Origin of the sequence: Sphaerisporangium siamense, from assembly GCF_014205275.1 — a bacterium.
GTDB classification, from domain to species: domain Bacteria; phylum Actinomycetota; class Actinomycetes; order Streptosporangiales; family Streptosporangiaceae; genus Sphaerisporangium; species Sphaerisporangium siamense.
The window spans coordinates 2,159,003-2,184,275 of the sequence record NZ_JACHND010000001.1 but is presented as its reverse complement, the minus strand read 5'-3'; the positions used below and the strand labels follow the sequence as shown (position 1 = coordinate 2,184,275).

Annotated in this window: 22 protein-coding genes; 9 read left to right on the top strand and 13 right to left on the bottom strand. The window is 71.9% G+C overall.

The genetic code is table 11. The annotated features are described in order from the left end of the window. Positions 1 to 45: 45 nt before the first annotated feature. Both BJ982_RS10260 and BJ982_RS10255 read right to left on the bottom strand, forming a co-directional pair. Complete coding sequence (locus BJ982_RS10260) at positions 46 to 339, bottom strand: hypothetical protein (protein ID WP_184878803.1); 294 nt, start codon at positions 337 to 339, stop codon at positions 46 to 48. Positions 340 to 452: 113 nt separating this feature from the next. Next, on the bottom strand, positions 453 to 1,325 hold the full coding sequence (locus BJ982_RS10255; protein ID WP_203959396.1) for a class I SAM-dependent methyltransferase: 873 nt from the start codon (positions 1,323 to 1,325) through the stop codon (positions 453 to 455). A 167-nt stretch (positions 1,326 to 1,492) separates the two neighbouring features. Between BJ982_RS10255 and BJ982_RS10250 the strand changes: the two genes are divergently transcribed. After that, positions 1,493 to 1,699, top strand: coding sequence for an EF-hand domain-containing protein (locus tag BJ982_RS10250; protein ID WP_184878800.1), 207 nt, complete (start codon positions 1,493 to 1,495; stop codon positions 1,697 to 1,699). Here BJ982_RS10250 and BJ982_RS10245 read toward each other — a convergent pair. Beyond that, positions 1,696 to 2,283, bottom strand: coding sequence for a GNAT family N-acetyltransferase (locus BJ982_RS10245; protein ID WP_184878797.1), 588 nt, complete (start codon positions 2,281 to 2,283; stop codon positions 1,696 to 1,698). The genes BJ982_RS10250 and BJ982_RS10245 overlap by 4 nt on opposite strands. Continuing rightward, positions 2,280 to 3,752: an APC family permease gene (locus BJ982_RS10240; protein ID WP_184878794.1), complete on the bottom strand. Its 1,473-nt coding sequence runs from the start codon at positions 3,750 to 3,752 to the stop codon at positions 2,280 to 2,282. The genes BJ982_RS10245 and BJ982_RS10240 overlap by 4 nt, the downstream gene beginning before the upstream one ends. A 585-nt stretch (positions 3,753 to 4,337) precedes the next feature. Between BJ982_RS10240 and BJ982_RS10235 the strand changes: the two genes are divergently transcribed. Both BJ982_RS10235 and BJ982_RS10230 read left to right on the top strand, forming a co-directional pair. Further along, positions 4,338 to 4,940 carry an RNA polymerase sigma factor gene (locus BJ982_RS10235; RefSeq protein WP_203959397.1) on the top strand — a complete coding sequence of 201 codons (603 nt, stop codon included), beginning with the start codon at positions 4,338 to 4,340 and terminating at the stop codon, positions 4,938 to 4,940. Continuing rightward, the gene (locus BJ982_RS10230; protein ID WP_184878792.1) at positions 4,937 to 6,031 is read left to right on the top strand and encodes a CU044_5270 family protein; all 1,095 of its coding nucleotides are present in this window, start codon (positions 4,937 to 4,939) and stop codon (positions 6,029 to 6,031) included. Before BJ982_RS10235 ends, BJ982_RS10230 begins: the two co-directional genes overlap by 4 nt. A gap of 112 nt (positions 6,032 to 6,143) precedes the next feature. Here the strand turns inward: BJ982_RS10230 and BJ982_RS10225 are convergent, their stop codons facing one another. Next, positions 6,144 to 7,424 carry a hypothetical protein gene (locus BJ982_RS10225; RefSeq protein ID WP_184878790.1) on the bottom strand — a complete coding sequence of 427 codons (1,281 nt, stop codon included), beginning with the start codon at positions 7,422 to 7,424 and terminating at the stop codon, positions 6,144 to 6,146. A gap of 232 nt (positions 7,425 to 7,656) precedes the next feature. Between BJ982_RS10225 and BJ982_RS10220 the strand changes: the two genes are divergently transcribed. Continuing rightward, positions 7,657 to 8,304 (top strand): helix-turn-helix domain-containing protein, encoded by a 648-nt coding sequence (locus tag BJ982_RS10220; protein WP_184878788.1) that lies wholly within the window; start codon positions 7,657 to 7,659, stop codon positions 8,302 to 8,304. Positions 8,305 to 8,321: 17 nt separating this feature from the next. On the opposite strand, the gene BJ982_RS10215 is transcribed toward BJ982_RS10220, so the two are convergent. Continuing rightward, on the bottom strand, positions 8,322 to 9,077 hold the full coding sequence (locus tag BJ982_RS10215) for a DUF6585 family protein (protein WP_184878786.1): 756 nt from the start codon (positions 9,075 to 9,077) through the stop codon (positions 8,322 to 8,324). A gap of 370 nt (positions 9,078 to 9,447) precedes the next feature. On the opposite strand from BJ982_RS10215, the gene BJ982_RS10210 reads away from it, so the two are divergent. The 5 genes from BJ982_RS10210 (at position 9,448) to BJ982_RS10190 (ending at position 15,979) form a co-directional block, all read left to right on the top strand. Further along, positions 9,448 to 10,623 carry a homogentisate 1,2-dioxygenase gene (locus BJ982_RS10210; RefSeq protein WP_184878784.1) on the top strand — a complete coding sequence of 392 codons (1,176 nt, stop codon included), beginning with the start codon at positions 9,448 to 9,450 and terminating at the stop codon, positions 10,621 to 10,623. Between the two features lie 947 nt (positions 10,624 to 11,570). Next, the gene (gene fahA, locus BJ982_RS10205; protein ID WP_203959400.1) at positions 11,571 to 12,779 is read left to right on the top strand and encodes a fumarylacetoacetase; all 1,209 of its coding nucleotides are present in this window, start codon (positions 11,571 to 11,573) and stop codon (positions 12,777 to 12,779) included. A gap of 72 nt (positions 12,780 to 12,851) precedes the next feature. Beyond that, entirely contained in the window at positions 12,852 to 14,141 is a 1,290-nt protein-coding gene (locus BJ982_RS10200) for a L,D-transpeptidase (RefSeq protein ID WP_239123521.1), read from the top strand. A gap of 314 nt (positions 14,142 to 14,455) precedes the next feature. Beyond that, complete coding sequence (locus BJ982_RS10195) at positions 14,456 to 14,887, top strand: NfeD family protein (RefSeq protein ID WP_184878782.1); 432 nt, start codon at positions 14,456 to 14,458, stop codon at positions 14,885 to 14,887. Positions 14,888 to 14,890: 3 nt separating this feature from the next. Next, positions 14,891 to 15,979 carry an SPFH domain-containing protein gene (locus tag BJ982_RS10190; protein ID WP_184878780.1) on the top strand — a complete coding sequence of 363 codons (1,089 nt, stop codon included), beginning with the start codon at positions 14,891 to 14,893 and terminating at the stop codon, positions 15,977 to 15,979. A gap of 189 nt (positions 15,980 to 16,168) precedes the next feature. On the opposite strand, the gene BJ982_RS39190 is transcribed toward BJ982_RS10190, so the two are convergent. The 7 genes from BJ982_RS39190 to BJ982_RS10155 form a co-directional block, all read right to left on the bottom strand. Continuing rightward, positions 16,169 to 18,310: a GTPase gene (locus tag BJ982_RS39190; protein WP_239123528.1), complete on the bottom strand. Its 2,142-nt coding sequence runs from the start codon at positions 18,308 to 18,310 to the stop codon at positions 16,169 to 16,171. Next, positions 18,307 to 20,070 (bottom strand): GTPase family protein, encoded by a 1,764-nt coding sequence (locus BJ982_RS10180; protein ID WP_239123529.1) that lies wholly within the window; start codon positions 20,068 to 20,070, stop codon positions 18,307 to 18,309. The genes BJ982_RS39190 and BJ982_RS10180 overlap by 4 nt, the downstream gene beginning before the upstream one ends. Before the next feature lie 335 nt (positions 20,071 to 20,405). Further along, positions 20,406 to 20,627: a hypothetical protein gene (locus tag BJ982_RS10175; RefSeq protein WP_184878778.1), complete on the bottom strand. Its 222-nt coding sequence runs from the start codon at positions 20,625 to 20,627 to the stop codon at positions 20,406 to 20,408. Positions 20,628 to 21,148: 521 nt separating this feature from the next. Next, a complete protein-coding gene (locus BJ982_RS10170) occupies positions 21,149 to 21,682 on the bottom strand; it encodes a hypothetical protein (protein WP_184878774.1) in 534 nt (177 codons plus the stop codon). A gap of 525 nt (positions 21,683 to 22,207) precedes the next feature. Then, positions 22,208 to 22,936, bottom strand: coding sequence for a hypothetical protein (locus BJ982_RS10165; protein WP_184878771.1), 729 nt, complete (start codon positions 22,934 to 22,936; stop codon positions 22,208 to 22,210). Between the two features lie 21 nt (positions 22,937 to 22,957). Next, complete coding sequence (locus BJ982_RS10160; protein WP_239123531.1) at positions 22,958 to 23,302, bottom strand: PadR family transcriptional regulator; 345 nt, start codon at positions 23,300 to 23,302, stop codon at positions 22,958 to 22,960. Between the two features lie 461 nt (positions 23,303 to 23,763). Next, positions 23,764 to 25,269, bottom strand: a complete 1,506-nt coding sequence (locus BJ982_RS10155; RefSeq protein WP_239123534.1) for a sensor histidine kinase — start codon at positions 25,267 to 25,269, stop codon at positions 23,764 to 23,766. Positions 25,270 to 25,273 lie beyond the last annotated feature (4 nt).

Genomic DNA, 25,273 nt, shown 5'->3' with positions numbered 1-25,273 from the left:
CCGGCCTGGTCCGGGGTGGTCCCGCGCCGGTCCCGGGCGTGCCCGCTAGGGCGTGTCCTCGCCTGACGCCGCGCGCAGGCGGCGCAGGAGGGTCTCGCGCCGGGCTTCGAGCGTGGCGATGAAGCCGTCCTGCTCGTCGGCCATGTTGATCAGTGCGCCGATCTCGGTCATGTCGGTGGGGCCGTCGGCACGGTCCCCGATGCGCTCGCGCAGCTCCCTGACGGCCTGGCGCAGGCGGGCCAGATCCTCGTCCACCACGCGCAGCTCCTCGCGCAGCGCCTCGGGGGTGTCCTCGCGCCGTGGTCTCCCGTTCGCCGGACTCCCGTCATGGGCGGCCATGGCACCCGTCCTCTCGCTGGCGGCGACGACCCGGCGGGCCGCTCTCCCCTCTGTCCCTACCCCTCGCCCACGCGGTGTTTCATGACAGGGCGGAGTTTGGGGCCGCTATGCCCCTAGGCGCAGCCGGACCGCAATGGTCCGACCTTTTCCGGTCCGGACGGGACGCGGTGGGCGACCCTCAGCTCGGTCAGGTAGCGCTTGGTGATCCGGCCGCCGTGGCGGCGGTCGATGAGGGAGCCTACGCAGGCCAGCAGGGCGTCGCGGACGGGCGCGTCGAGGGCGCGATGGTTGGAGTAGGTGCGCAGGACGTCGAGGTACTGCCCGGTCGTGTAGGTGATGTCGCGTTCGTAGCGGAAGAAGCGCACCGGCCCGAAGAGCGGGGACTCGTCGAGCTCCCGCCCGTCCTTGGCCACCGCGGAGGCGTCGGACAGGCGCAGGCCCTTCGGCGTACTGGGGTCGAAGCGCTCGTAGCAGTCCTGCGACTCGCGGAAGAAGGCGTCGCTCCCGCCCGCGACATGGTGGGTCGCGACCGTGGCGATCGTCCCTCCGGGGCGCAGGCACGCCGCGGACTTGACCACCCGCACGGCCGGATCGACCCAGTGGAAGGCCGTCGCCGAGAACACGACGTCGAACGGCCGCTCCGGCGGCGTCCAGTCCTCGAAGGAGGACACCACGACCTCGGCCTGCGGGAACCCCGACAGGTTGCGGCGGGCGACCCGCGCCATGGCCTCCCCGAGCTCCACGGCGAGGACGCGGCATCCGCGCTCCGCGAGCGGCACCGTGGCCTGGCCGGTGCCACACCCGATCTCCAGCACCCGGCACCCCGTGCCGACGCCCGCGACCTCGGCCAGGTCGTCGTACAGCTCGACCGGGTACCCGGGGCGCGCGCGGTCGTACAGCTCGGCGTCCTCGGTGAAGGTCGCGCGCAGCCGCCGCCGCTCCGCCTCGGCGGCGTCCTGGATGTCGTCCTCGCTGTCGTCGCCCACGCCTCGAAGGCTACCGAGCGGCGCCGACGGAAACCGGTGCGCGCGGCCGGAGCCCCGCCGTCCTCACCGGTCCCGCGAAGACCGGCCCCACATAACTACGCAAAACACACCGAGGGCGGCACGGACCCGACTATGGTTCTGGGCGACCGATCATGCGAGGAGTGGCGATGAGCGAGTACGCGGTGACCTTTGAGCTGGTCGACGCCGACAAGGACGGGCTGATCTCGGCCGAGGAGCTGCTGCGGCTCATGGAGGTGCTCGGGCAGCCGGTCTCGCAGGAGGCCGCGCGGGCGGCGGTGGCGCGCCTGGACGTCGACGGCGACGGGCGCATCTCGCTGGAGGAGTTCTCCGCCTACCTCGACTCCACGCGCTAGACGCCCGCCGGCGCCCGCCACATCGGGTACATGACCGGGCCGTCCGGCAGCCGGACCGGCTCGGCCACGTCCACGTAGCCGTGCCGCAGGTACAGCCGGCGGCTGGCCTCGCTGCTGGCCTCCAGGTAGGCCGGCATCTTCAGGGCGTCGAGCCGCCGGTGGTGCTCCTCCAGCAGGAGGCTGCCGAGGCCCCGCCCGGTGCGCCCGCGCCGCAGGGCGATGAAGTTCAGGTAGTGGTGGGGCACCTGCGGGTGCAGCCGCACCAGCATCTGGCCGAGGACGCCGTACCGTCCGGCGTTCTCCCCGGCGAACGAGGCGATGGCCTGCTCCTCGCCCGGGATGCCGGGGAACGGCGCGGTGAACCAGATCGCGGCCCCGGCGAGTTCGCCGGACTCGTGGATCCCGTAGACGTCGCCGTGGTAGAGCGCGTGCGCCACGTACATGCCGAAGAACCGCCGCTGGATCGGCATCCGGTCCCGCGCCGACGGGATGAGCCAGGTGCTGATGGCATCGTTGCCGAACGCCTCGGCGATGATGTCGGTGGCGGCGCCCGCCTCGCTCAGCCGGGTGATCTTGGTCGTCACTTGGAGTCCCCGCTCGCGGCCCGCGCGCCGAGGCCGATGTTGGCGTAGATCTCCGGCCTGGTCACCTTCAGCACCCGGGCCCACAGGACGCCGAGCACGATCGCGACGACGAAGATGCCCGGCAGGATCCAGCGGATGGGCGAGCCGGGCGCGACGCCGAGCACCGTGTCGAAGTTGATCAGGGTGAGCACGATGATCACCGTGAGCGCCAGGGCGGCCAGCGCGGGCGCGATCCGCGTCCGCCACGCCGTCTCCTGGGCGGGGTTGCGGGAGAAGTACACGATCACGGCGATCGAGGTGACGGTGAGCAGGGTCAGCAGGCCGAGGCCGCCGAACGCCCCGAAGGTGAAGAACAGCTTCGTGACGGGGTCCAGGCCGAAGACCGCGTAGACGGCGATCACGACGAGCCCGAGGCCCGTCTGCAGCACCGATCCGGTCACCGGGGCGGCCGTGCGGGCCGAGGTGCGCCCGAAGACCTGCGGGAGCACGTTCTCGCGGCCGAGCGCGAAGATGTAGCGGGCCGTGGTGTTGTGGAAGGCGATCATGCAGGCGAGGCTGCTGGTCACGAACAGCAGGGAGCCGATCGTCGCGACGGCCGACCCCATGTGGGCGGTGGCCTGGTTGAAGATGAGCGTGGTGCCCTGCTCGGTCGCGGCCTCGACGATCCCGTCCGGCCCGGTCGGCACGGTCTGGGCCCAGGCCGAGATCGCGTACAGGATCGCGATGATCGCGATGCCGACGTACGTGGCCGTGGGCACGGTCCTGTCGCGGTCCTTGGACTCCTCGGCGAAGACCACCGAGGACTCGACGCCCGCGAACCCGGCGACGACGGTGGCGAGCGCGGCGCCCACGCCCGGCACGAACAGGGAACCGGGGTCGAAGCCCTCGAAGGTGACGCCGGCGGGACCGGCGTTCAGCAGGCCGCCCAGGTCGAACACCAGGACGACGGCGATCTCGCTGACGAGCAGGACCGAGAGGATCTTGCCGTTGACGTCCACCCGCAGCAGGCCGAGCACGCCCACCAGCGCCCACGCCACGAGCGCGATCACCCACCAGGGGGGCGACACGCCGAACCAGTCATCGAGCAGCGGCTCGGCCGCCGACCCGATGATGCCGTAGAGCCCCAGTTGCAGCGCGTTGTAGGCCAGCAGGGCCACCCAGGCGGTCGCCACGCCCTGGGTGCGGCCGAGCCCTTGGGCCGCGTAGGCGTAGAACGCGCCCGCGTTCACGACGTGCCTGGCCATCGTCACGTACCCGACGGCGAACAACGCGAAGATCGCGCCCAGCATCAGGAACGCGAACGGCACGCCGATCACGCCCGTCACCGCGTACGCCGTCGGGACCGAGCCCGCGACGACCATCAGCGGCGCCGCCGCGGAGATGACGAAGAACACGACCGAGGGGACGCCGAGCCGATCTTTCGCCAAGGCGGCGGAAACGGCGCTGGGCCGCTGCTCTATGAGGGACATACGAAACTCCATGAGAAGGGACGGGGAAGATCACCTTCAGCCACGATCGGTGATGATATGGCGATTTGTTACGTGTGTCACGAGTGAAAGCTGTGATTGTTATCGGAATATCGGGAATGAGGACCCTAATATTGAATATGTACGGGACCGTTCTTGCGGCCGTCCCGCATTACGGGATGCCACGCAGCCGCACGGCGCGCTGACCAGCATCGATAGATCGGCCTTATGTCCGCGATCAGCGCCGACAATCGGCGGCGGCTCCGCCCGAAAACCGGCCGCCGGGGCCGGCCGCGCAGGCTTTCCGGGCCTGGCGCAGGCGATATCCGCGTTCGCCCGCCGGCGTTCACGCTCCATTCTCCGCACGGCGGTACGCCGCACCGGGCACGGCAGGCCACGCGCCGTCCGTCCCCTCCGGCCCTTACGGCGCGCGTTCCGCGGCGGCCGGCGGTGGCCGTACACCCCGCGTGTGCCAAGCGACCGGGCGCGATGGCGGAAAATCTCGATAAGACGGAAATTGTGGGAACCGGGCAGGCGTGCGGCGGCAAGTACGGGTGACCGCATCGCACACCCCCGAGAGGACCGCACGTGGTAAGTGCCCAGGCACTGCTCGACGGATCCACGCTCGACGACTCGACCGTGATCACACGCTCACGCGACCAGCCCGAGCTGTTCGCCCTGCTGTTCGACCGGCACGCCGACGAGATCTTCCGGTACGCCGCGCGCCGCCTCGGACCCGAGCCGGCCGAGGACGTGGTGGCGGAGGTGTTCCTCGCCGCCTTCCGCGGCCGGGACCGCTACGACCCGTCCCACCCCGACGCCAGACCCTGGCTGTACGGCATCGCGACCAACGTGGTGGCGCACCATCGCGGGGCGGAACGCCGCCGCGTGCGCGCGCTGGTCAAGGTCGCCGGGCAGCGGCCCGGAGCCGACACGTTCGACGACAGGAGCGTCGACCGGGTCGCCGCCGGGCAGCTGGGACCCCGGCTCGCCCGGGCGCTCGCCGCGCTGTCCTCGAAGGAGCGGGACCTGCTGCTGCTCGTCGCGTGGACCGACCTCACCTACGAGGACGTGGCGCGGGCGCTCGCGATCCCGGTCGGGACGGTGCGCTCCCGCCTGCACCGCGTCCGGGCCAAACTCCGCCGGGTGCTCGGCGGTACCGACCCCTTGAGCATGGAGTCCATGGCATGAGCGACGAGATCCAGCAGTTCACCGACGCGCGCCCGAGCGCTCCTTCGTACCCCGAGCAGGCCCGGCGCGCGGCACGGGACCGTCTGCTCGCGGAGGCCACCGGCCGCGGCCGGGTGTGGCGCCCCAGGCTCGGCTGGCAGGCGGTGGGGGCCTTCGGGCTCACGCTGGCCCTGGCCGGAGGGCTGGGAGTGGCGTTGTCGTCCCGGCCGGGACCCGCCGTGACACCGGGGGCGGTGACGGCGACCTCGTCGGCGGACGTGACGGCGCCCGGCCGGCTGGCCGAACTCGACCCGCGGCCGGACCAGTTCATCGTGTTCGAGTCCGAGACGATGAACCTCGCCGAAGTGATCGGCGACTCGAAGACGGCCGGCCGCTACCTGTACCGGACCTACCGCAAGTTCTACCAGTCCGCCGACGGCCACCAGGGGCTGCTGTGGATCGAGGGGCGCTCCCCCCGGCAGGTCCCCGGCCGGCCGCTCCCCGCGGAGGCCGAGCAGTGGAAGGGCGGCGGCTGGAACGAGATCGGCGCGAACTGTCCCGGCTGGCCTAGCTCGACACGCCGGGACTACGCCTACCTCCGCACCCTTCCCGCCACCCCGGCGAAGATGCGTGAGGTGCTCTACACCCGGGACGGGGGCGACAGACCGGCCGACGAGGCGGCCTTCGACAGGTTCGGCGACCTGACGCGGGAGACGTACATGCCGCGGGCCCAGCGGCAGGCGCTCTTCGAGGCGGCCAAAACCCTTCCCGGCGTCGAGGAGGCGCCGAAGGTGAAGGACTCCACCGGACGTGAGGGGGTGGCGCTGGGCCGGGTGATCGACGGCGTCCTGGAGCAGAAGATCTTCGATCCGGAGACCTTCACGCTGCTCGGGGAGCGCGGCACGGTGGTCGACGCGAAGACGGTGGGCGCGCCGGTCGGCACCGTTGTCGGCTGGACCGCGCAGACCAAGGTCTCGCTGGTGGACCGGCTGCCGGACGTCAAGGACGCGACCAAGGACAGCAAATGCGAGATGAACGGCTCGGCGTCTCCGCCGCCGGCCGCCTCTGAGACGCCTTCCGCCACTCCCGGCGAGCCGACCCCCACACCCTGACCCGGGACGTCCCACCGGGCCGGCTCGCACCGCCTGAGCGCCGTGCGAGCCGGTCCCACACGAAAGGGGCCGTGGCGCCGGCGCGCGCCACGGCCCCTTCACGCTCGTGCGGTCACTCGGTGACGTAGAGCTGGCCGAAGACCTCGGACAGCTTCTTGATGTCCTGGCCGATGCCGACCTCCGGCGCGGCCGGGTCGTACATGGTGGTCAGACGGCGCTGCAGGGGCTCCAGCTTGTCGAGCTGCTCCCAGGCGGGCGTGTTCGCCAGGCGGGCGCCCATCACGCGGTAGGTCGCGCCCGTGCCGTCCTGCCAGCGGGTCCACAGGTTGACGGTGGCGGCGCCGTCCCGCAGCGGGGCGGCGACGCGCTCCTGCGCGACCGTGGCGGCCTGGTCGGCGGTGAGCGGCGAGGCGTCCTTGTCGGCGAGCCCGGCGTCCTCGGCGGAGATCTGGACGAGCGTGTCCCAGGCCAGGGCCTTGACCTTGGCCCACTGGTTGCGCTGGGCGTCCTGCGCGCTGATCTTCCAGGTGCCGTACGCCGACTGGAGCAGGCCGGCGTCCAGGGCGAGCTGGTCGACCGAGCCGGAGGTGAGCAGCGGCTCGATGGCCTGCGGGGTGAGCAGCGGGTACTTCTTGGTCATCTCGGCCGCGCACGGCTCGCTGGCGCCGCAGCCGAAGGCGGGCACCACGGTGTGGATGCCGAGCTTCTTGCCCGGGGCGACCTGGTGGAGGGCGGCGGCGGCCGCGCCGACGAACCCGCTCATCTCCTCCGGCGTCTTCACGGCGCCGTTGTAGCCGAGCTGGGAGGTGAACCGGATGCCGACCACGCCCGGCTGGGCGGCCAGCGCGCCGACCTTCTTGACGGCGGCGGCGAAGGCGGCGGGACCGGCCTTGTAGTCGTCGAGGAGCTCGCTGTCGATCCAGACGCGCATGTTGCTCGCCGCGGCGGCGGCGATGGCCTGCCCGGCGGCGGTGCGCGCGGCGGCGGCGATCTCCTCGGGGCTCACCGAGCAGGGCTGCCCGCCGACGTCGCAGGTGGGCGGCGTATTGTCCTCCACGTACCCCTCGGGCGCGGGGTCGCCCTCGCCGTGCGCCTGGCCGTCGCCCTCGCCGTCGGCGCTGCACTGCTCGACCTTGCAGTCGATCCAGCCGACGGGGTACTCGGTGGCCTCTTTGAGCTTGGCGCTGTCGTTCTCGGTCCAGAACCTGACCACCTTGAGGGCGTCCTCAGGGGTGGGGGCCATCCAGAAGCACTGCGGGTCGGACTGCGAGCCGCCGTTGGTGACGTTCTTGCAGTCGCCCTCGCCGTCCTCGGAGAACGCCGAAGCGGCCGGGATCCCCACGCCGAGAACGGTGAGTGCGGCGCCGAGGGCCAGTGCTCTCCTGATTCGCATCGAGCGTCTCCTTGGGCGGGCGCGAAATCATGGCGATCATCACTAAACGATCGAAAAGACTGTATCGGGGACATCTGTTGTCGACCAGTGCATCGGGCGGATTCCCAGGTGACGCCCATGCCGTGACGGGACAGTTCACCCGCTACTCACCTGCACGATCTTCCCGGACATCGAAGGGTAAACGTCCCGCCTCCTCGCCGACTGGTATGGCGCCGCCTCGCATAATCGGGAGATGCGCGATCACAAGGGCAATCCGGAATCGGCGCAGACCCTGGAGCGGGGCCTGCGGCTGCTGCGCCTGCTCGCCGACGGCCACCGCGGGCGCACCCCCACCGAACTGGCCCAGGAACTCGGTCTGAGCCGGCCGATCGTCTACCGGCTGCTCACCACGCTGCAGAACGAGGGCTTCGCCCGCCGCGACGCCGAGGGGCGCGCCCACCTCGGGTTCGGGGTGCTGGCGCTGGCGCGCGCCGTCCAGCCGCTGCTGCGGGCCGCCGCGCTGCCCGCGCTGCGCCGCCTGGCCGAGGAGACCGGCGCCACCGCCCACCTGACCGCCGCCGAGGGCGACGAGGGGCTCGCCATCGCCGTGGTCGAGCCCACCTGGACGGACATGCACGTCGCCTACCGTGAGGGCTCCCGCCATCCCCTCACCCGCGGCGCCGCGGGCCTGGCCATCCTGGCCCTCCGCGAGGGCCGCACGGACTACCAGGTGACCGAGGGCCAGCTCCAGGAGGGCGCCCGCGGCATCGCGGCCCCGCTTCCCGGCCTGCCCTGGCTGGAGGCGTCCGTCGGCATCGTCACCTTCGGCCCCATCGACGGCGCCACCCTCGGCCCCCGCGTGGTCCGCACGGCGATCGAACTCCGGGAGGCGCTGACCTGACCTCCGGGCGCCCGCTCTCACGCCTCCCGGAGCGGTTCGCTGTGGCGCTCGACGTTCTCCGCCACGAGAGTCATCAGCACCCGCACATCGGGGATCCTTCGCAGCTGCCGTGAGATGACCGGTCTCCCCCAACCGCTCCAGATGCGCAACCGGGCGCGCCCGCGTTCCATTTGGGAGATGTCCGTCCATCTCACGAACCGGTCGCCGTCGCGCACTCCCTCGACGGTGATTGTGATCGGGCCGAATTCGGTGGCCCCCTTCTCGTCGATCTCCGCGGTCCTGCGCGCATGGATGGTCGGGGCGAGCCGTTGTTCGAGCGCCATGATGAGTTCCTCGCTCTTGGCATAAGGCGGTCTCGCCAGGTTCACCTTCGTGCCGTCCTCCAGAACAAGGACGCACCGCGGGATGTCCTGCGGGCCGCCCTGTTGATAAATCCGGACGGTCCATACGCGGAGGTGAACGACGTCCACCCAGGCGCGGATTATTCTCACGGTGGTCTTCGCCGTCGTGGTCAGCAGCCCGTCCGAGCACAGGTACAGGTGTCTGCGCGCCTTCACCCAGGCCGTCAGGTAACAGGGCGACGCCAGCACCAGCGTAACGGCCCCCATCCACCTCCCCACCTCGTCGCCGGCCAGGACGCAGATCAGTCCGAACACCGTGAAGCAGACGGCGTACACCAATTCCCACAACACCGACTGGCGATAACGGCCCACGATCTCGCCCAAGCCGCTTTCCGCGGCGGTTCGCGTGATCTTCGGCGGATAATCCGACATCCGGCCTCGCCCTCCCGAGCGGTCATTCGGTACATCCGCCGCAATTTCACCACGGAATCCCCAAGTCGACCTTACTCAGGCCACGATTCGCCACAGGCGCATCCCATTCCGCCCGCCCTTTTCCCTACAGTCCGACCGAAGTTCCTAATTCGGTCCAGTACCGTCCGGCGCCGCGCCCACCGCCACGGCTCCCCACCGTTCAGCACGACCTGACCGACCCACGAAACCGGCGTTCCCTGGACCGGCGCCGCAGGCCGGTCCAGAGGTCGCGTGTCATGACCGGGGCGAGGTTGACACTGGGTGCTCGATGGCGGATCGTCGTACGTATAGAGGACATTGTCGTCCGATATGCGTACACCGGGAGGGTCCGATGCCGTATTACCGCACGGTCGGAGAGGTGCCGCGCAAACGGCACGTCCAGTTCAGGCGGCCCGACGGCGGGCTGTATGCCGAGGAACTGATGGGCGAGGAAGGCTTCTCCTCCGACTCCTCCCTGCTCTACCACCGCCACCTCCCCACCGCGATCGTCAAGGCGGAGGCCGTCACCGAGGGGTCGGGCGCGGCGCTGTCGCCCAACATGCCCCTGTCCCCGCGGCACTTCCGCACCCAGAGCCTTCCCGTCGGCGGCGACCTCGTCACCGGCCGCCGGGTGCTGGCCGGCAACGGCGACGTCCGCATGTCGTACGCCGCCGCCGACCGCCCGAGCGAGCTGTACCGCAACTCCAAGGGCGACGAATGCGTCTACGTCGCCGCGGGCCGGGTGCGGTTCGAGTCCACGTACGGAGTGATCGAGGCGGGCGAGGGCGACTACGTCGTCATCCCCACCGGGACCATCCACCGGTGGGTGCCGCTCGACGGGACCGTGGTCAAGGCGCTGGCCATCGAGGCCGCCGGGCACATCCGCCCGCCGAAGCGGTATCTGTCGCAGTACGGCCAGTTCCTGGAGCACGCGCCGTACTGCGAGCGCGACCTGAGGGCGCCGGGCGAGCCGCTGATCGTCGAGGATTCCGAGACACCGGTGCTGGTCAGGACCCGTGGCGGCCTCACCAGGCTCACCTACGCCCACCACCCCTTCGACGTGGTCGGCTGGGACGGCCACCTGTACCCGTACGCGTTCAACATCGCCGACTTCGAGCCGATCGTGAAGCGCACGCACGCGCCGCCGCCCGTCCACCAGACCTTCGAGGGGCCCGGCTTCGTCGTCTGCTCGTTCTGCCCGAGGCCGCTGGACTTCCACCCCGACGCCGTGCCGATCCCGTACAACCACCACAACGTGGACTCCGACGAGTTCATGTTCTACGTGGGCGGCGACTACACCGCCCGTAAGGGGTCCGGGATCGACATCGGCTCCATATCCCTGCACCCGGCCGGGTTCACGCACGGCCCGCAGCCGGGCGCGGTCGAGGCGTCCGTCGAGGCCGTGCGGCGCGGGATCAAGGAGACCAGCGAACTGGCCGTCATGGTGGACACCTTCCGCCCGCTCGACCTCGGCGACGCGGCGCTGTCCTGCGAGGACCCGGGTTACGCCTGGACGTGGGCGCGATGACGGGCCAGGACCCCACCGCCCTCGCCGGCGCCGTTCAGAGCGTGACGAACCCGCTGTTCCTCCAGCTCGTGGACGACGCGGGGCTGTTCCCGCCCACGTCGCTCCCCATGTCCGACGCGCTGGCCCGCCACTACACCGACGAGGACGCGGCCGAGCCGATCCTCACGCACCGCCTGCTGTGCCCGATCGGCCGGCTGGACGAGCTGCGCGCCCTGCTGACGCGGCCCGTCCGCGCCGGGATCATCCTCGACCCGTCGGAGTCCCCCGACCTGGACGGCCTCGCCGAGCTGACGAACGTCGCCGTCGAGCTGGTGGAGGTCGCCCTGCCGGCCGGCGCGGACGTCTCCGCGCTGGCGGCACGGGTGCGGGAGGCCGCGCCGCGGGCGCGGCTGTTCGTCGAGGTGCCCGCCGGGGAGTTCGCCCACCTTCCTCCGGGCGTGGGGGCCAAGGTGCGCTGTGGTGGGATCACCGCGGACCTGTTCCCTTCCGTGCATGACCTGGGCGCGTTCATCCGCACCTGTGCCCAGCGGGGCACGCCGTTCAAGGCCACCGCGGGCCTCCACCACGCCGTGCGCCACCCCGATCCGACCCTCGGGGTGTACCGGCACGGGTTCCTGAACCTGCTGCTCGCGGTGTGCGCGGCCGTGGACGGACGCGACCCCGTGTCCGTGCTGGAACTCATGGAACGGCGCGAGCTGGTGGAGTTCGCGCGGACCGTGCGGCCTGAGACCGCGCTGCGCGCCCGTGAGCTGCTGGTCTCGTACGGGTCGTGCAACACCACCACGCCCGTCGAGGACCTGCGCGCCCTCGGCCTCATCGACCACGCCGCCCCGTCCCGTGGCACGGCCACATCCGCCGTGACGAGCTCCGCGGTTTCTCCCGCGACCGCCCCGGCCGCGTCCACCGCCGGGGCAGGGACCGCCGACTCCTCCGAGGAAGGACGCATCGTGACGTCGAGCTGGGTGCCCGGGGCGGACGCCTCGCCGTACGGCCTGGCGAACCTGCCCTACGGCGTGTTCTCCCTTCCCGGCGAGGCGCCGCGCGTCGGGGTACGCATCGGCGACCACGTGCTCGACCTGGCGCCCGCGCTGCACGACGAGGTGTTCGCCGCCGCAAGCCTCAACGGCTTCCTCGCCCGCGGCCGTACCGCGTGGAGCGACACGCGGCGGCTCGTCCAGCGGCTGCTGTCCGCGCGGGCCACGGAGGCGGCGGCCAACCGGGCGGCGATCGAGCCGCACCTCATCCCGTTGCGCCAGGTGCGCCTGCACCCCCCGATCGAGGTCGGGGACTACGTCGACTTCTACTGCTCGCTGGAGCACGCCACCAACCTCGGCCGCATGTTCCGCCCGGACGGCGAGCCGCTGCTGCCGAACTGGCGTCACCTGCCCGTGGGGTACCACGGACGGTCGGGCACGGTCGTGGTGTCGGGCACGCCGATCACCCGGCCGCGCGGGCAGCGGCTTCCCGGCCCGGGACGGCCGCCGGTGCTGGGGCCGTCGGTCAAGCTCGACATCGAGGCCGAGCTGGGGTTCGTCGTCGGGACGCCGACCCGTCTCGGCGAGCCTGCGGGCGACTTCGCCGACCACGTCTTCGGGGTGACGCTCGTGAACGACTGGAGCGCCCGGGACATCCAGTCCTGGGAGTACGTCCCGCTCGGGCCGTTCCTGGGCAAGTCGTTCGCCACCTCGATCGCCGCGTGGATCACCCCGCTGGAGGCGCTCCAGCACGCACGGGTGCCCGGGCGGGCGCAGGATCCCGAGCCGCTGGACTATTTGCGCAGGCGGGAGCCGTGGGGGCTGGACATCACGCTGCGGGTCGAGCTGAACGGCGAGCCGATCTCGACCCCGCCGTACCGGGAGATGTACTGGACGCCCGACCAGATGCTCGCGCACATGACCGTCAACGGCGCGTCACTGCGGACGGGTGACCTGTTCGCCAGCGGGACGGTCTCGGGGACGGAGCCGGGCCGGCGCGGGTCTCTCATCGAGATCACCTGGAACGGGACGGAACCCCTCAAACTCTCCGACGGCCAGACCCGCACGTTCCTGGAGGACGGCGACACCGTCACCCTCACCGCCACCGCCCCCGGCCCGGACGGAAGCGTCATCGCCCTGGCCGAGGCCACCGGCACGATCCAGCCCGCCCAGCCCTCCTGACCCGAGGCGGCCAGGTTATCCACAGCCCCCTCACTCCACGTCACGTGACGGACACGCAGAGGTACTCTAGGCGTGTTCCTGATCATCGATGGGGTGGAGGGCGGGACGATGCGGCACCCCCTGGTCGTGTCTCTGATCCTTCTCGTGTTCGTCGCCGGCGGCTCGCAGGTGATCACCGAGGCGAGGCGGGTTTCGCCTCCCTCGGTGGCCATCGAGGTCGCGCCCGCCCCGGGCTCGGTGCGCGCGCGCCCCGATCGCCATGTGCGCGTCACGGCCGCGAAAGGCACCTTGATCGGCGTGCGCGTCTCCGTCGGCGGCGTGCGCGTGCCCGGCCGCTTCGACCGCGCGCGGCGCACCTGGCGATCGTCCTGGACTCTCGTGCCGGGCGCCTCGTACGCGGTCTCCGCCTCGGCGAGCCCCGTCCGGCCGGGCGACCGGCCGGCCACGCTCGTGGCGACCTTCCACACCCGCCCGTCGTCACGCCCCTTCACTGTTCAGGAGGCCGTCCCCAGCCCCGGTGAGACGGTCGGCGTCGGCATGCCGATCATCCTGACCTTCACGACCCCCGTACGAAACCGCGCCGCTGTCGAACGCGCCCTGGAGGTACGGGCGAGCCGAACCTCCCCCGGCCCGGACGCGGCCGACGACACACCCGGCGTGCAGCCGGACCCGGCCGACGACACACCCGGCGCGGAGGACGGTAAACCTGTGGAGGGGGCATGGCGGTGGCTCGGCGAGAGCCAGGTCGTCTACCGCCCGCGCGCCCTGTGGCCGGCCCGGCGGCGTGTAACCCTCACGGCACACCTCGCCGGTGTTCGCGCGGCCCCGCACACGTACGGCGCGGCCGACCACACCCTGCGCTTCACCATCGGACGGCGGCAGACCAGCGTGGTGAACACCCGCACCCACCAGATGCGCGTCCTGCGGAACGGCCGGCTCGTGCGGCGCATGGCCATCAGCGCGGGCAAAGGCACGACCCGCGAGTACACCACGACCAGCGGCATCCACCTCACCATGGACAAGGGCGATCCGGTCCGCATGGTGTCCCCCGGCCGGCGCAAGGGCGAACCCGGCTACTACGACCGCATGATCGACCACGCCGTCCGCATCTCCAACAGCGGCGAGTACGTCCACGCCCTCGGCAACGTGTGGGCGCAGGGCCGCGTCAACGTCAGCCACGGCTGCGTCAACGCCCGCCCGGACCAGGCGAAGTGGTTCTTCGACAGCTCCCTGCGCGGCGACCCCGTCACCGTCACCGGCACCGACAGACCCCTCGAATGGTGGAACGGCTGGGGCTTCTGGCAACTCACCTGGCCCCAATGGCGCCAAGGCAGCGCCCTACACCCCCCACCCCAACCCTGACCAGGTAGAGCGGGGCGGACGGCGCACGGGGCGGGGCAAGGCGAGCGGGGCAGAGCGAACGGGGCAGAGCGAACGGGGCGCGGAGCCGACCGGGCAGAGCGGAGCCGACCGGGGAGTGTGGGTGGGGGGTGGGGGGCGGGGGCGGGGGGACGAGACAGGGATATTGCGGGCGGGTGAGGCGGTGGGGGGTTAAGGACGGCGGAGCGGGGTTGGGTTGTGGGGGGATGTGTCGGTGAGGGGGAAATGGGGTTAGCGTGGCATTCACGGAACCACTGACGACGGAAACGCGTTCCTCATGTAGGAGGGCCGACGCGATGGACTCGTGGATCTTCTGGTTGATACTCGCGGCGGTGCTCGGCGTAGCGGAGATCTTCACGCTCACCGCGGCACTGGGGTTGCTCGGCGCCGCCGCACTGCTGACGGCCGCCGTCGCGGCGATCGGCCTGCCTACGGGAATCCAGATGGCCGCGTTCATCCTCGCGTCCGTGTCCAGCCTCATCCTGCTGCGGCCCGTCGCCCGGCGCCATCTCACGCAGCCGCCCGCCCAGCGGTTCGGGGTGTCGGCCCTGGTCGGCAAGCCCGCCTACGTCACGCACGAGGTCACGGCGAGGAACGGCCGCGTGCGGATCGGCGGGGAGGAATGGTCCGCCCGCGCCTACGACGAGTCGCTGGTGATCCCGCCGGGCGCGACGGTGGACGTCATCGAAATCGAAGGGGCCACCGCCCTCGTATATCCACGGGAGTAGAGCATGAACGCCGCCATGATCGCCGGAATCGTGATCGTCCTCTTCGCGGTGTTCACGGTGCTCCGTGGCGTGCGCATCGTCCCGCAGGCGCGGGCCGGCAACGTCGAGCGCCTCGGCCGGTACTACCGGACGCTCGGCCCCGGCCTGAACTTCGTGATCCCCTACGTGGACAGGGTGCGCCCGCTGATCGACCTGCGCGAGCAGGTGGTCTCGTTCAAGCCGCAGCCCGTGATCACCGAGGACAACCTGGTCGTCGACATCGACACCGTCCTGTACTTCCAGGTCACCGACCCGCGCGCCGCCGCGTACGAGATCGCCAACTTCATCCAGGGCGTCGAACAGCTCACGGTCACGACGCTGCGGAACGTGGTCGGCGGCATGGACCTGGAGAGCACCCTGACCTCCCGGGACACCATCAACAGCCAGTTGCGCGGCGTGCTGGACGAGGCCACCGGCAAGTGGGGCATCCGGGTCAACCGCGTCGAGATCAAGGCCATCGACCCTCCCAAGACCATCAAGGAGGCGATGGAGAAGCAGATGCGCGCCGAACGTGACAAGCGCGCCGCGATCCTCACCGCGGAGGGCCTGCGCCAGTCGCAGATCCTCACGGCCGAGGGCGAGAAGCAGAGCGCGATCCTGCGCGCCGAGGGTGAGCGCACGGCAGCGATCCTCAAGGCCGAGGGCCAGTCCCAGGCCATCGACGAGGTCTTCCAGGCCGTCCATCGCAACGACCCCGACCCCAAGCTGCTCGCCTACCAGTACCTCCAGGTTCTTCCGCAGCTCGCGCAGGGTCAGGGCAACACCTTCTGGGTGATCCCGAGCGAGGTGACCTCCGCGCTCCAGGGCGTGTCGAAGGCGTTCACCGAGGCGTTGCCGAAGTCGCCGGCCACCCGTGAGGTCCCGGACACCAGGTCCGCCGCCATGACGGCGGCGACCGAGGCCGAGGAGGCCGCCAAGGCCGCCATCGCCGACGCCGAGGAGTCAGGCCCGCGCTCGCTCACCGCGGGCACGCCTAACCTCAACCCCGTCCCTGACCTGAACGTCCCCGAGCCCGCACCCGCCGAAAAGGACAAGCTCCACAAGGAGCCGTGAGCCGGGGACGCCCACGCCTGCCCCGCCCCGCGCCTACCGGCCTTGCCCTGCCCGGCCTCGCCCCACCTTGCCTCACCTCGCCTCGCCCCACCTTGCCTTGCCTCGCCTCGCCCGGGGCTTATCCCAGGCGCCTGTGACCACACCAGAGCGCGATGTCTCCGGGGGGGACGCCTGTCAGAAGCGGGCGGGTCAGGAGCGGGCGGTGGTGAGGTGGGCGGCGAAGTCGCGGGTGCGGGACAGTTCGGCGCGCATCGGGTCGAGGACGAGTTCACGGCCGACGGTGTCCACGCTGGAGCACAGCGCTTTGCGGGCCTTCCGGGCGCGGCGGCGCCCGCCGATGGCCGCGAGAAGGCGGCAGAGCAGGGCGATCAGGACGCCCAGCGCCGCGCCGCCCGCCAGGAGCACCGTGGGCCAGGGGACGACGCCGAGCGTGGGGGTCGGCACCTCGGGGAGCCGCATGTAGTCGACGAGGAACAGCGCCGACAGCCAGAGCAGCCCGGCGATCATCACGGCGAAGACCAGCCACTGCAGCACGCCGACCGCCCGCCACCAGCGTGGTCGCCGGCCCGCGCCGACCGACGCGACCGACACCGCCTGGTCGAGCCGGTCGGCCAGCTCGTCCGCCCGCGACCGGGACGCCCGCCGTACGGCCAGGGCCCACGGCTCCGGCAGCCCCTCCGCTGCCTCGGCCGCCGCTTCCCGGATCGCCATGTCCATCTGCGACCGCTGGATCGCCGTCGCGGGCGGAATCGAGGTACGGCCGATGACGGGCGCCGTGCGCGCGCGACGCACGGCCGGGGTCGCGGACCCGCTCGGGCCACGTGAGGGACCCTGCGGAGCCGCGCCTACGGCCGGCAGCGCGGCGTCCGCCCCACCTGCCGCTCCGCTCCCCGGCACGGCAGGCGTACCGCCCCGCCGAACGCCGGGTGCACCTTCCCGCGCAATGGCGGCCACACCCTCTGCCGCACCGCTTCCTGGGACGGCAGCCGTACCCTCTGCCGCTCTGCTTCCTGGGGCTGAGGGCGGACCGCCTGCCACGCTGCTCCGCGGGAAGGGGGCCGTACCGCTCGCCGTGCCGCTGCGGGGGACGGGTGCCGTACCGCTCCGGGGGACGGGTGCCGTACCGCCTGCCGTGTCGCTCCAGGGGAGGGCGGGCGTATCGCTCCGGGCGGTAGTGCTGATCAAGGCGTGGCCGGAGGGTGGGACGCCGACGCGGAGGCGGCGGAGGGGGTCTGGGCGGAAGCGGCGCAGCCAGCGCGTGACCGGCCAGCCGGTGGCCGTGATCGAACGGTGCCGGTGGGCCTTGGCGACCGCCGCCACGACCAGCGGCACCCCGGCCGCCTCGGCGAGCGCCGCCGTCAGCGGCCCGGCCAGCTCCCCGCCGACCGCCCGCTCGGCCGCCTCGGCGCGTCCGCCCAGGTCCGTAAGGGCCTGATCCGCCACTGGGTGCGCCCGCCCGTCGGCGTCCTTCGACGGGTCGTCGCAGGCGGCCACGGCGAGCGTGTCGGCGGCCGTCACCGCGTCCGCGCCGAGCCGGGCGGCCCACGCGCGCCGGTCGGCCACCCGCCGCGCCAGCGCCGAGCGCAACTCCTCGACGCCCTCGTGCCTCGGGGCGGACGTGGCCAGCACCGGGACGCCGCGCAGCCCGTCCTCGTCGAGGAGCCTGCGCAGGTCGTTGAGGCAGCGGCCCGCCGACGAGGGCGTCAGGCGGTCCACCTGGTTGAGGACGATCATCATGACGTCCCGGTGGCGGCTCAGCGGGCGCAGGTACCGCTCGTGGACGGCGGCGTCGGCGTACTTCTGCGGGTCCAGCACCCACACCAGCAGGTCGACGACGTTGACGAGCCGGTCCACTTCCAGGCGGTGGGCGAGCTCGATGGAGTCGTGGTCGGGCAGGTCGAGCAGGATCAGCCCGGGAAGCGGCTCCTGGCCGTCCCGTGGGCTGGACGGCGCGCCGTCCACGGCCGAGGTGTCGTCGACGACGTGGCGGCGGGGGATGTCCAGCCAGTCGAGCAGCGGCCCGGCGCCCTCGGCGCCCCACATCGCCGCCTGGGCCGCCGACGTCGTGGGCCGCGTCACCCCCACACCGGCGAGGGACGTGCCGGACAGCGCGTTGAACAGGGACGACTTGCCGCTGCCGGTCGCTCCGGCGAGGGCCACGACCGTGTGGTCGACCGACAGGCGCCGGCGCGCCCCGGCACGCGCGACGACGGCCCGGGCGGCCTCGACCGCGCCGGTGTCCAGACGGCCTTCGGCGAGGTCGGCGGCCTCGGCCAGCGCGGCGAGCCGTTCGTCCAGCGGCAGGCTCTTGGTACGGCGGAGTAGTTTCATCGCGACCGGTCCGCCTGTTCCACGATCGGGGCGTCGGGCGCCTCGACCTCGTCGCGGTGGTCGCGCACGGCCCGGGCCGCCTGGCGGAGGGCCGGGGCGACGTCCTCGGGCGGGCCCGCGCCTTCGAGCAGGGACGTGAACCGGGCGGCGTCCTCGTCGAGCACGGCGCGCACCCGGCCGCGCAGGTCGTCGCGCGCCGCCTGGGTGAGCGTGCGCACGGCCTGGTCGCCGAAGACGGCCTCCAGCAGCTTCTGGCTGAGGACGCTGGTGCCTCCGGCGATGCCCACCTCGATGCCGGTGAGCCCGCCGGTGGAGGCGAAGACCATCAGCATCAGCAGCAGCCCCGCCCCGTTGACGCTGAACGACGCGAGCCGGGCGGTCGTCCGCCTCTCGGCCCCCTCTTCGGCGACCAGGTCGAGGACGTACCCCTGCCAGGCCCGTACGGCGGCGGCGGAGCGCTCGGGCAGGGCGGACGAGGCGCGGCCGAGCCGTCCCGCGGAGACCACGCCGGCCCGTTCGAGCACGTCGTGCCCGGCGGGCGTGCCGGACCACGCTTCCAACGCGCGCTCGGCCGCGGTGTCGGCGGCGGAGCGGATCAGCGCCTCCACCCCGGTCTCCAGGGCGACGCGGAGCCGCGTGTCGGGGGCGGGCCGCCCGGTGAACGCGGAGACGACGCGTTCGCGCAGCCAGCCGATCCGCGACTCCAGCGAGCGCATGAGGTCGCCGGTGCCGATGAAGTCCTGCCAGCGGGCCAGCACCTCGCCGCGCAGCAGGGAGCCGTCGCGGATCCCGTCGTCGAACGTCGCCATGGCGGCCCCGTACGCGCTGCCGACCATGCGGTGCAGGTCGGCGAGCCCGGCGCGCTGCCGCTCGGCCGCGTCGGCGAGGGCGGGGACGCGGGTGGAGATGCTGTCCAGCGCGCCCGCGAGCGTACGGCGTACGATCCGGGCGCGGGCGTGGGCGTCGGCGGCGATGCCGGCCAGCCAGTCCCGCACGTCCCGGACGGCCGGCTCGGGCAGGCGGGCGTTCTCCTCGGGGAGCGCCACCTCGGGGACGCTGAACAGCGGCGTGCCGGACAGGCCGTTCTCGTCGAGTAGCCGGGTCAGGTGCGCGAGGACCGGTTCGAGCGCCTCGGGCGGCACGCGGTCCAGGACGACCGCCAGGGCGGTGCTGCGCTCGCGGGCGCTGCGCAGGAAGCCCCACGGGACCTCGTCGGCGTACCGGGCGGCGGTGGTGACGAACAGCCACAGGTCGGCGGCGGCGAGCAGTTGCGCGGCGATCTCGCGGTTGGCCGTGACGACCGAGTCGATGTCGGGCGCGTCCAGCAGGGCGAGCCCCGGCGGGAGGGTCACGGCGGTGACCACCCGCAGGGTTCCCGGCTCGCCCCGGCCGCGGCCCGTGGTCCTGGCGAGGCCGGGCAGGACGTTCTGCCTGCCGAACCAGGGCTCGTCGGCGGGGTTGGCGACGAGCGTGGGAGCCAGCGTGGTCGGGCGGAGCACGCCGGGCTCGGTGACGTCGGCGCAGGCCAGCGAGTTGACCAGCGTCGACTTGCCCGCTCCTGTGGAGCCGCCGACGACGGCGAGCAGGGGCGCGTCCATCGCGGCGACGCGAGGGAGCAGGTAGTCGTCGAGCTGGCCCCTGAGCTCCTTCAGGGCACGGCGATGCGAGGCGACGTCCCCGATCTCCAGGGGGAAGAGGTCGTGATCGAGCAGGCGCCGCAGGTTCTCCAAGGCCGTGAGCAGGCCGTCGTTCCCTGCCATACGACCGGTCATGCCCCAGGAACCGCCACCTATCCACCGCCTGCGGAAAACCCTAGGTCACCGGCCTCACGCCGCCCGCGTCCGGTGCCGTACGCCGACCGAAACCAGGGTCAGATACCCGAACCGGGTCAGATGCCGAGCCACACGCGGAACTACGTCAGATCCCCGACCGGACGCGAACCTGACCACACGCGGAACCGGGTCAAAGTCCTGAATCAAGCCAGATGCCGGAACGCGCACGGAACCAGGTCAGATGCCCAACCAGACGCGGAACCAGCCGCAAACCTGGCCGCACGCGGAACCAGGTCAAGCCCTCGGCCTCATGCCGGTCCGGATCAGGTGCCCGTGGCCGGGGAGGTCGTGGGAGAGGCCGTGTCGCCGGGGCTGCGGGGAGGCATGGTGGGCAGCAGCGGGCGGCACTTCTTCAGCGCCTTGGCGATGGACGGGTCCTCCGTCTTCAGGCCGCGCATGCCGCCGTTCTCCGGTAGTTCGGCGCCGTTGTCCTTCATGCAGGTGCGGAACGCCTGGAGCGCCGACGCGTCCACGCCCCCGCCCATCCGGCGGCCTTGGCCGAATCCGCCCGGCATGAGGGAGCGGCACGCTTCAAGCGCCTGGCGCATCTGCGGAGATTGGGAGGGCATGGTGCCGAAGTCCCTCGGTCCCCCGCTCGGCGGAACGGACGGGGAACCGCTGGGCCGAGCCGTCGGCCGCCCTTCCGGACGGCCGGACGGCACCTCCACACCGTGTTGCCTCATGCACGCGACGAACGCCGCACGCCCGTCTCCGGACCCAGTGGGCGAAGGATGGGCTCCGGTCGTGGCCTGCGGCGACTCCCCACCACCGCAGCCGGAGGTCAGCAGAGTGGCGGCTACGGCGGCGGTGCCGACGACACGACGCAACGCGGTCACAGGTGGACTCCGTCGGGAAACCGAGGGACTTTGGCTCCCCCATCCCAACCCCCCAACCTCAGAAACCCATGAGCCGAACCTGAAACTAACCTGTCAACCACCACCCACGCCCGCGCCGGGCGAGGAAGCGTTCCCCCCGGAGATCGTCCATGTACCTCGAAGCCGGTGGGTCAGGTGTGGCGGGGCATGTAGTCCTCGAAGATCCAGCCCAGGGTGGGGTGGATGAAGCAGGCCATGACGTGGGCGCCGCCGCCCATGGGGCAGTGGCCGTCCATCCAGCCGGGGCCCCAGCACAGCAGCAGGCATCGCTCGCAGCGCCGCCAGCCGGACTGTTTGGGGAAGCCGGAGATCGTGCCGCCGACGTTGGTCTCGATGCGGTACGCCCGCACGGACGGCGTGTGCCCGTTCCCGTTGTTGGGGCAGACACCCCGCCCCTGGCCGAAGTACACGGCCTTGCAGGTCTGGCACCACTTCAGCCGGAGCTGGCCGAAGGTGTCGGTGGACTGGTCGTCGGGCAGCCAGAACGTCCAGCTTCCATTGGTGTAATGGTTGTGGTCCCACAGGTGGCTGACCGGGCAGTGCCCGTTGTTCCCGCCCGCGATGAACCACATGTTCTGACACCGGCTGCACCACCGGAACGCGTCACTCGCCCCCGCCCGCGCCGGCGCGGGCGCGGCGACGTCCACCAGCACTCCCCCGCCCACCGCCGCCGCCCCACCCAGCAATGCCCGCCCCAGAAAACCGCGCCGCCCTAACCCCGATCCTCGCTCAGCGTCGCCCATGACACTCTCCCGCCCGCGAACCGACGCGCCCTCCTCGACGCACCTCCATCACAGCCGGTCCCGCACCCCACGTCCTCCTGGAAAACCACGAGATCAAGCCGGCGCGCGGAGGATCGCGCCGGCGAGGGTGCGGAGGGAGGCGGACAGGCGGACGGCGCCGCCGTCGGCGGTGACGGCCCTGACGAGGTCGGCGTCGAACATGGCCAGCAGGGTGTGCGCGTAGAAGGCGGCGTCCAGGTCCGGGCGTGCCTCGGCCAGCAGGGACGTCAGGTGGTGGTGTCAGCGTAGGTAGGTGGGGTCGGAGAGTTTGTCGGGGGCGCAGGCGCGGTGGAGTGACGGATCACGGGCCCGGCACGCGTACGCCGAGCAGGCGGTCGGTCCGCAGCGCACCATGAAGGCCGAAAGGGCTCCCTCGTGGAGGAAGCCCTCGGTCGGCAGGTGCCCGGTTCAGGTTCGTTCAGGCTCGTTCTCCCGGGTCGCGAGCCTGGTGCGAATGGCGAGAAGGCGTTCGGCCTGCCATTTCATGGCGCGATTGGGCACGGCGTAGACCGAGGCGCCCAGCAGGGCATACGCGAGCTGCTCTCCTCCGAGCACGTACGCGAAGAGGGTCACAGCGCTCACGCCCGGGAGGCCGACCAGCACGAAGGCGGTCGATTTCGAACGGGCCACGAAGTCCAGGAATCCCGCCCCGACCCGGCACTGCATCTCGTAACGGGTCCGCAGGAATTCCAATATCCTCTCGGATACGAGGATCTTGAAGGAGCCGATGAAGTTCCCGAGCGCCTCCAGGAGCAGCTCGGGAGGGATACGCCCCTGATTCTTGCTGCTCCTCAGGTCGGCCGTCCACTGCATGTGGAGGTCCCTCCCCAAGGAGCCGCCGACGATCGCGGCTCCCAGGGAGTTGACGAACGCCGCGAGACGTTCACACCGGGAGGGCCGGACCCGGTTCAACCAGGCTCGCGCGACCAAGCGCTTCAGAACGCGGCCGGGGGTGCTCCCCACGTGCTCGCGGATGGCGGCCCCGTCCTCCGGCCGGTCGCCCGTCGCGGCTTCGATCTCGCGGAGAGTTCTGCCGAGCCTGATATCGGAGGACACTCCGAACAGGAGCGTGAGTGCCAGGCCCGCGAAGAACAGGAGTAAGTATCTCCCGTCGGGCAGGGCGTCATGGGCGTTCATCGGGCGGTTCTCTCCTTCTGATCATTGCCCGAGGACCGAACCGGGAGGCAGCACAAGACGGAGGGACGAAACGGCTTTGGCCAATTCCTCTTCTCGCCTGGTAAGCGCGTCACGGGCGCGCTCCCGGCCTTCGGGCGTCAGTTTGTAGTACTTCCGCAACGCTCCCGAGTCACGCGACTCGCTCGGGTCATCCCGTTCCTCCCACCGACTCGTCACCCAGCCCGCACGCTCGAAGCGGATCAAGATCGGGTACACGGTGCCGGTACGAAGGGCGGTGGCGGCTGCGATGGCCTGCCCGTACCGTCCTTTCTCGCTGCCGGCACAGACCAGCAGCACGGACAGCACGGACAGCATCTGGTCGGTCATTCGCGTGATGGGACGAACCTCGGCGTCGCCGCCGCGAGCCGCCCCGGAGTTCTCAGAAGTGGCCATCACGTCACACCTCCACTCGACCTCGCGGTGAACGGGAAGGTGACCTGGAGAACGGCGACCAGGAGCGCGAGCAACGCGCGCGTCCGGCCCGTCCCCGGAGCCGTCGCAGCCAAAGGCACCTGCCCCGCGTAAGGCACCTTCGGGCGAGCACGCACAGCCCGTGCGCACCCGCCCAACACGTGGAAACCCATCCCTCTGATGATCCTCCTTCCTCAGCGGCCCGGACCGTCGCCGGCCGCTGATCGCCGACGCCCGAGGACTGCCCCCGCGGACCCCCCGCGTTCAGTCACTCGGCCTCCAGCGTCAAGATACATGTTCTCGATATATAGAGATAGAGCATTCGTGGCGACCCACGGCCGAACGGCCTGTCGGCGACGGACCGTTCCCAGAGTGATCTAGGAGGCGCCGCCCGCCGCTGGGAGTTCGACGCGGAACGTGGTGCCGTGGCCGGGGGCGGACGTCACGGTGATGGTGCCGTCGTGGGCGTGCGTCAGGGCGGCGGCGATGGGCAGACCGAGGCCGGTGCCGCCATTGCCGGTGCGAGTGCGGGCCGGATCGGCGCGGTAGAAGCGTTCGAAGACGCGGTCGGCGTCCCCGGGACGCAGGCCCGGCCCCTGGTCGGCGACCTCGACGACGACCAGGGGGCCGAGGTTGCCGATGGCGACGTGGAACGGGGTGCCGGGTGGGGTGTGGCGGAGGGCGTTGGCGATCAGGTTGGCGATGATCTGGTGGAGGCGGGGCTCGTCGCCGATCACCGTGACGGGGTCGTCGGCGTCGTCGAGGCGGAGCAGGTCGATCTCGCGGTCGGGGGCGAGGGTGCGGGCGTCCAGAACGGCTCCGGCGACGAGGCTGAGCATGTCCACGGGGTCGCGTTCCAGGGGGCGGTGCTGGTCCAGGCGGGCCAGCAGAAGCAGGTCGTCCACGAGCAGGCCCATGCGCGCGGCCTCGGCCTCGATGCGGGAGAGCAGCCGGGCGGCCTCGGCGAGGTCCGGGGTCTCGTGGCGGTAGAGCTCGGCGAACCCTCTGATCGAGGTCAGCGGGGTGCGCAGCTCGTGGGAGGCGTCGGCGATGAAGCGGCGCATGCGCTCCTCCGAGCGGCGCGCCTCGGCGGCCGACTCACGGGCGGCGATGGCCGACTCCCGGGCCGCGGCGGCGGACTCGCGGGCGGCGGACTCGGACGCCTCGCGGTCGCGGAACGCGGCCTCGATCTGGGCCAGCATGCCGTTGATCGCACGGCCCAGCCGTCCCACCTCGGTACGGCGGTGGCGCAAGGGGACGCGGCGCGACAGGTCGCCACGCGCGATGGCGCCCGCCGTGCGCTCGATCTCGCCGAGGGGCCGCAGGCTGCGCCGTACCAGCCAGTGGCAGGCGAATCCGAGCAGGACGAGGACGACGCCGCCGACGGTGGCGACGATGACGGCGAGGCGGGTGACGGTGGCGTCGATGTCGGCCATGCGGATCGCGACCACGCGGACGTGGGCGCCGTCGCCGTCCTCCACGGCGATCGCCCGCCAGCTCGTGCCGGAGCCGGACACGACGGTGAACGGGCGGGGCGCGGTGTTCCGCACCTGGTCCGGGGTGAGGGCCGGGAGGGTGGGCGGGTCGGTGCCGGGGCTCTCCTGGAGCGTGCGCTCCACCGCGCCGTCCCGGCCGAGCAGGGCGACGTAGTACAGGCCGTACTGCCGGCGCGCGCCGTCCGCGGGTGGGGGAAGGGGTGGTTCACGGCGGATCACGGCGGCGAGCACCAGTTGCCGGTCGACGCGGTCCACCAGGTACCCGCGCAGGAGCTGGACGGCGAACCCGCCGGTGAGCGTCACGGCCAGCGTGACCAGCACCAGCGTCCCGGCGACGAGCCGCAGCCACAGCGGGGTGCGCGCGACGCGGCGCCGCAGTTCGCGCACAGGG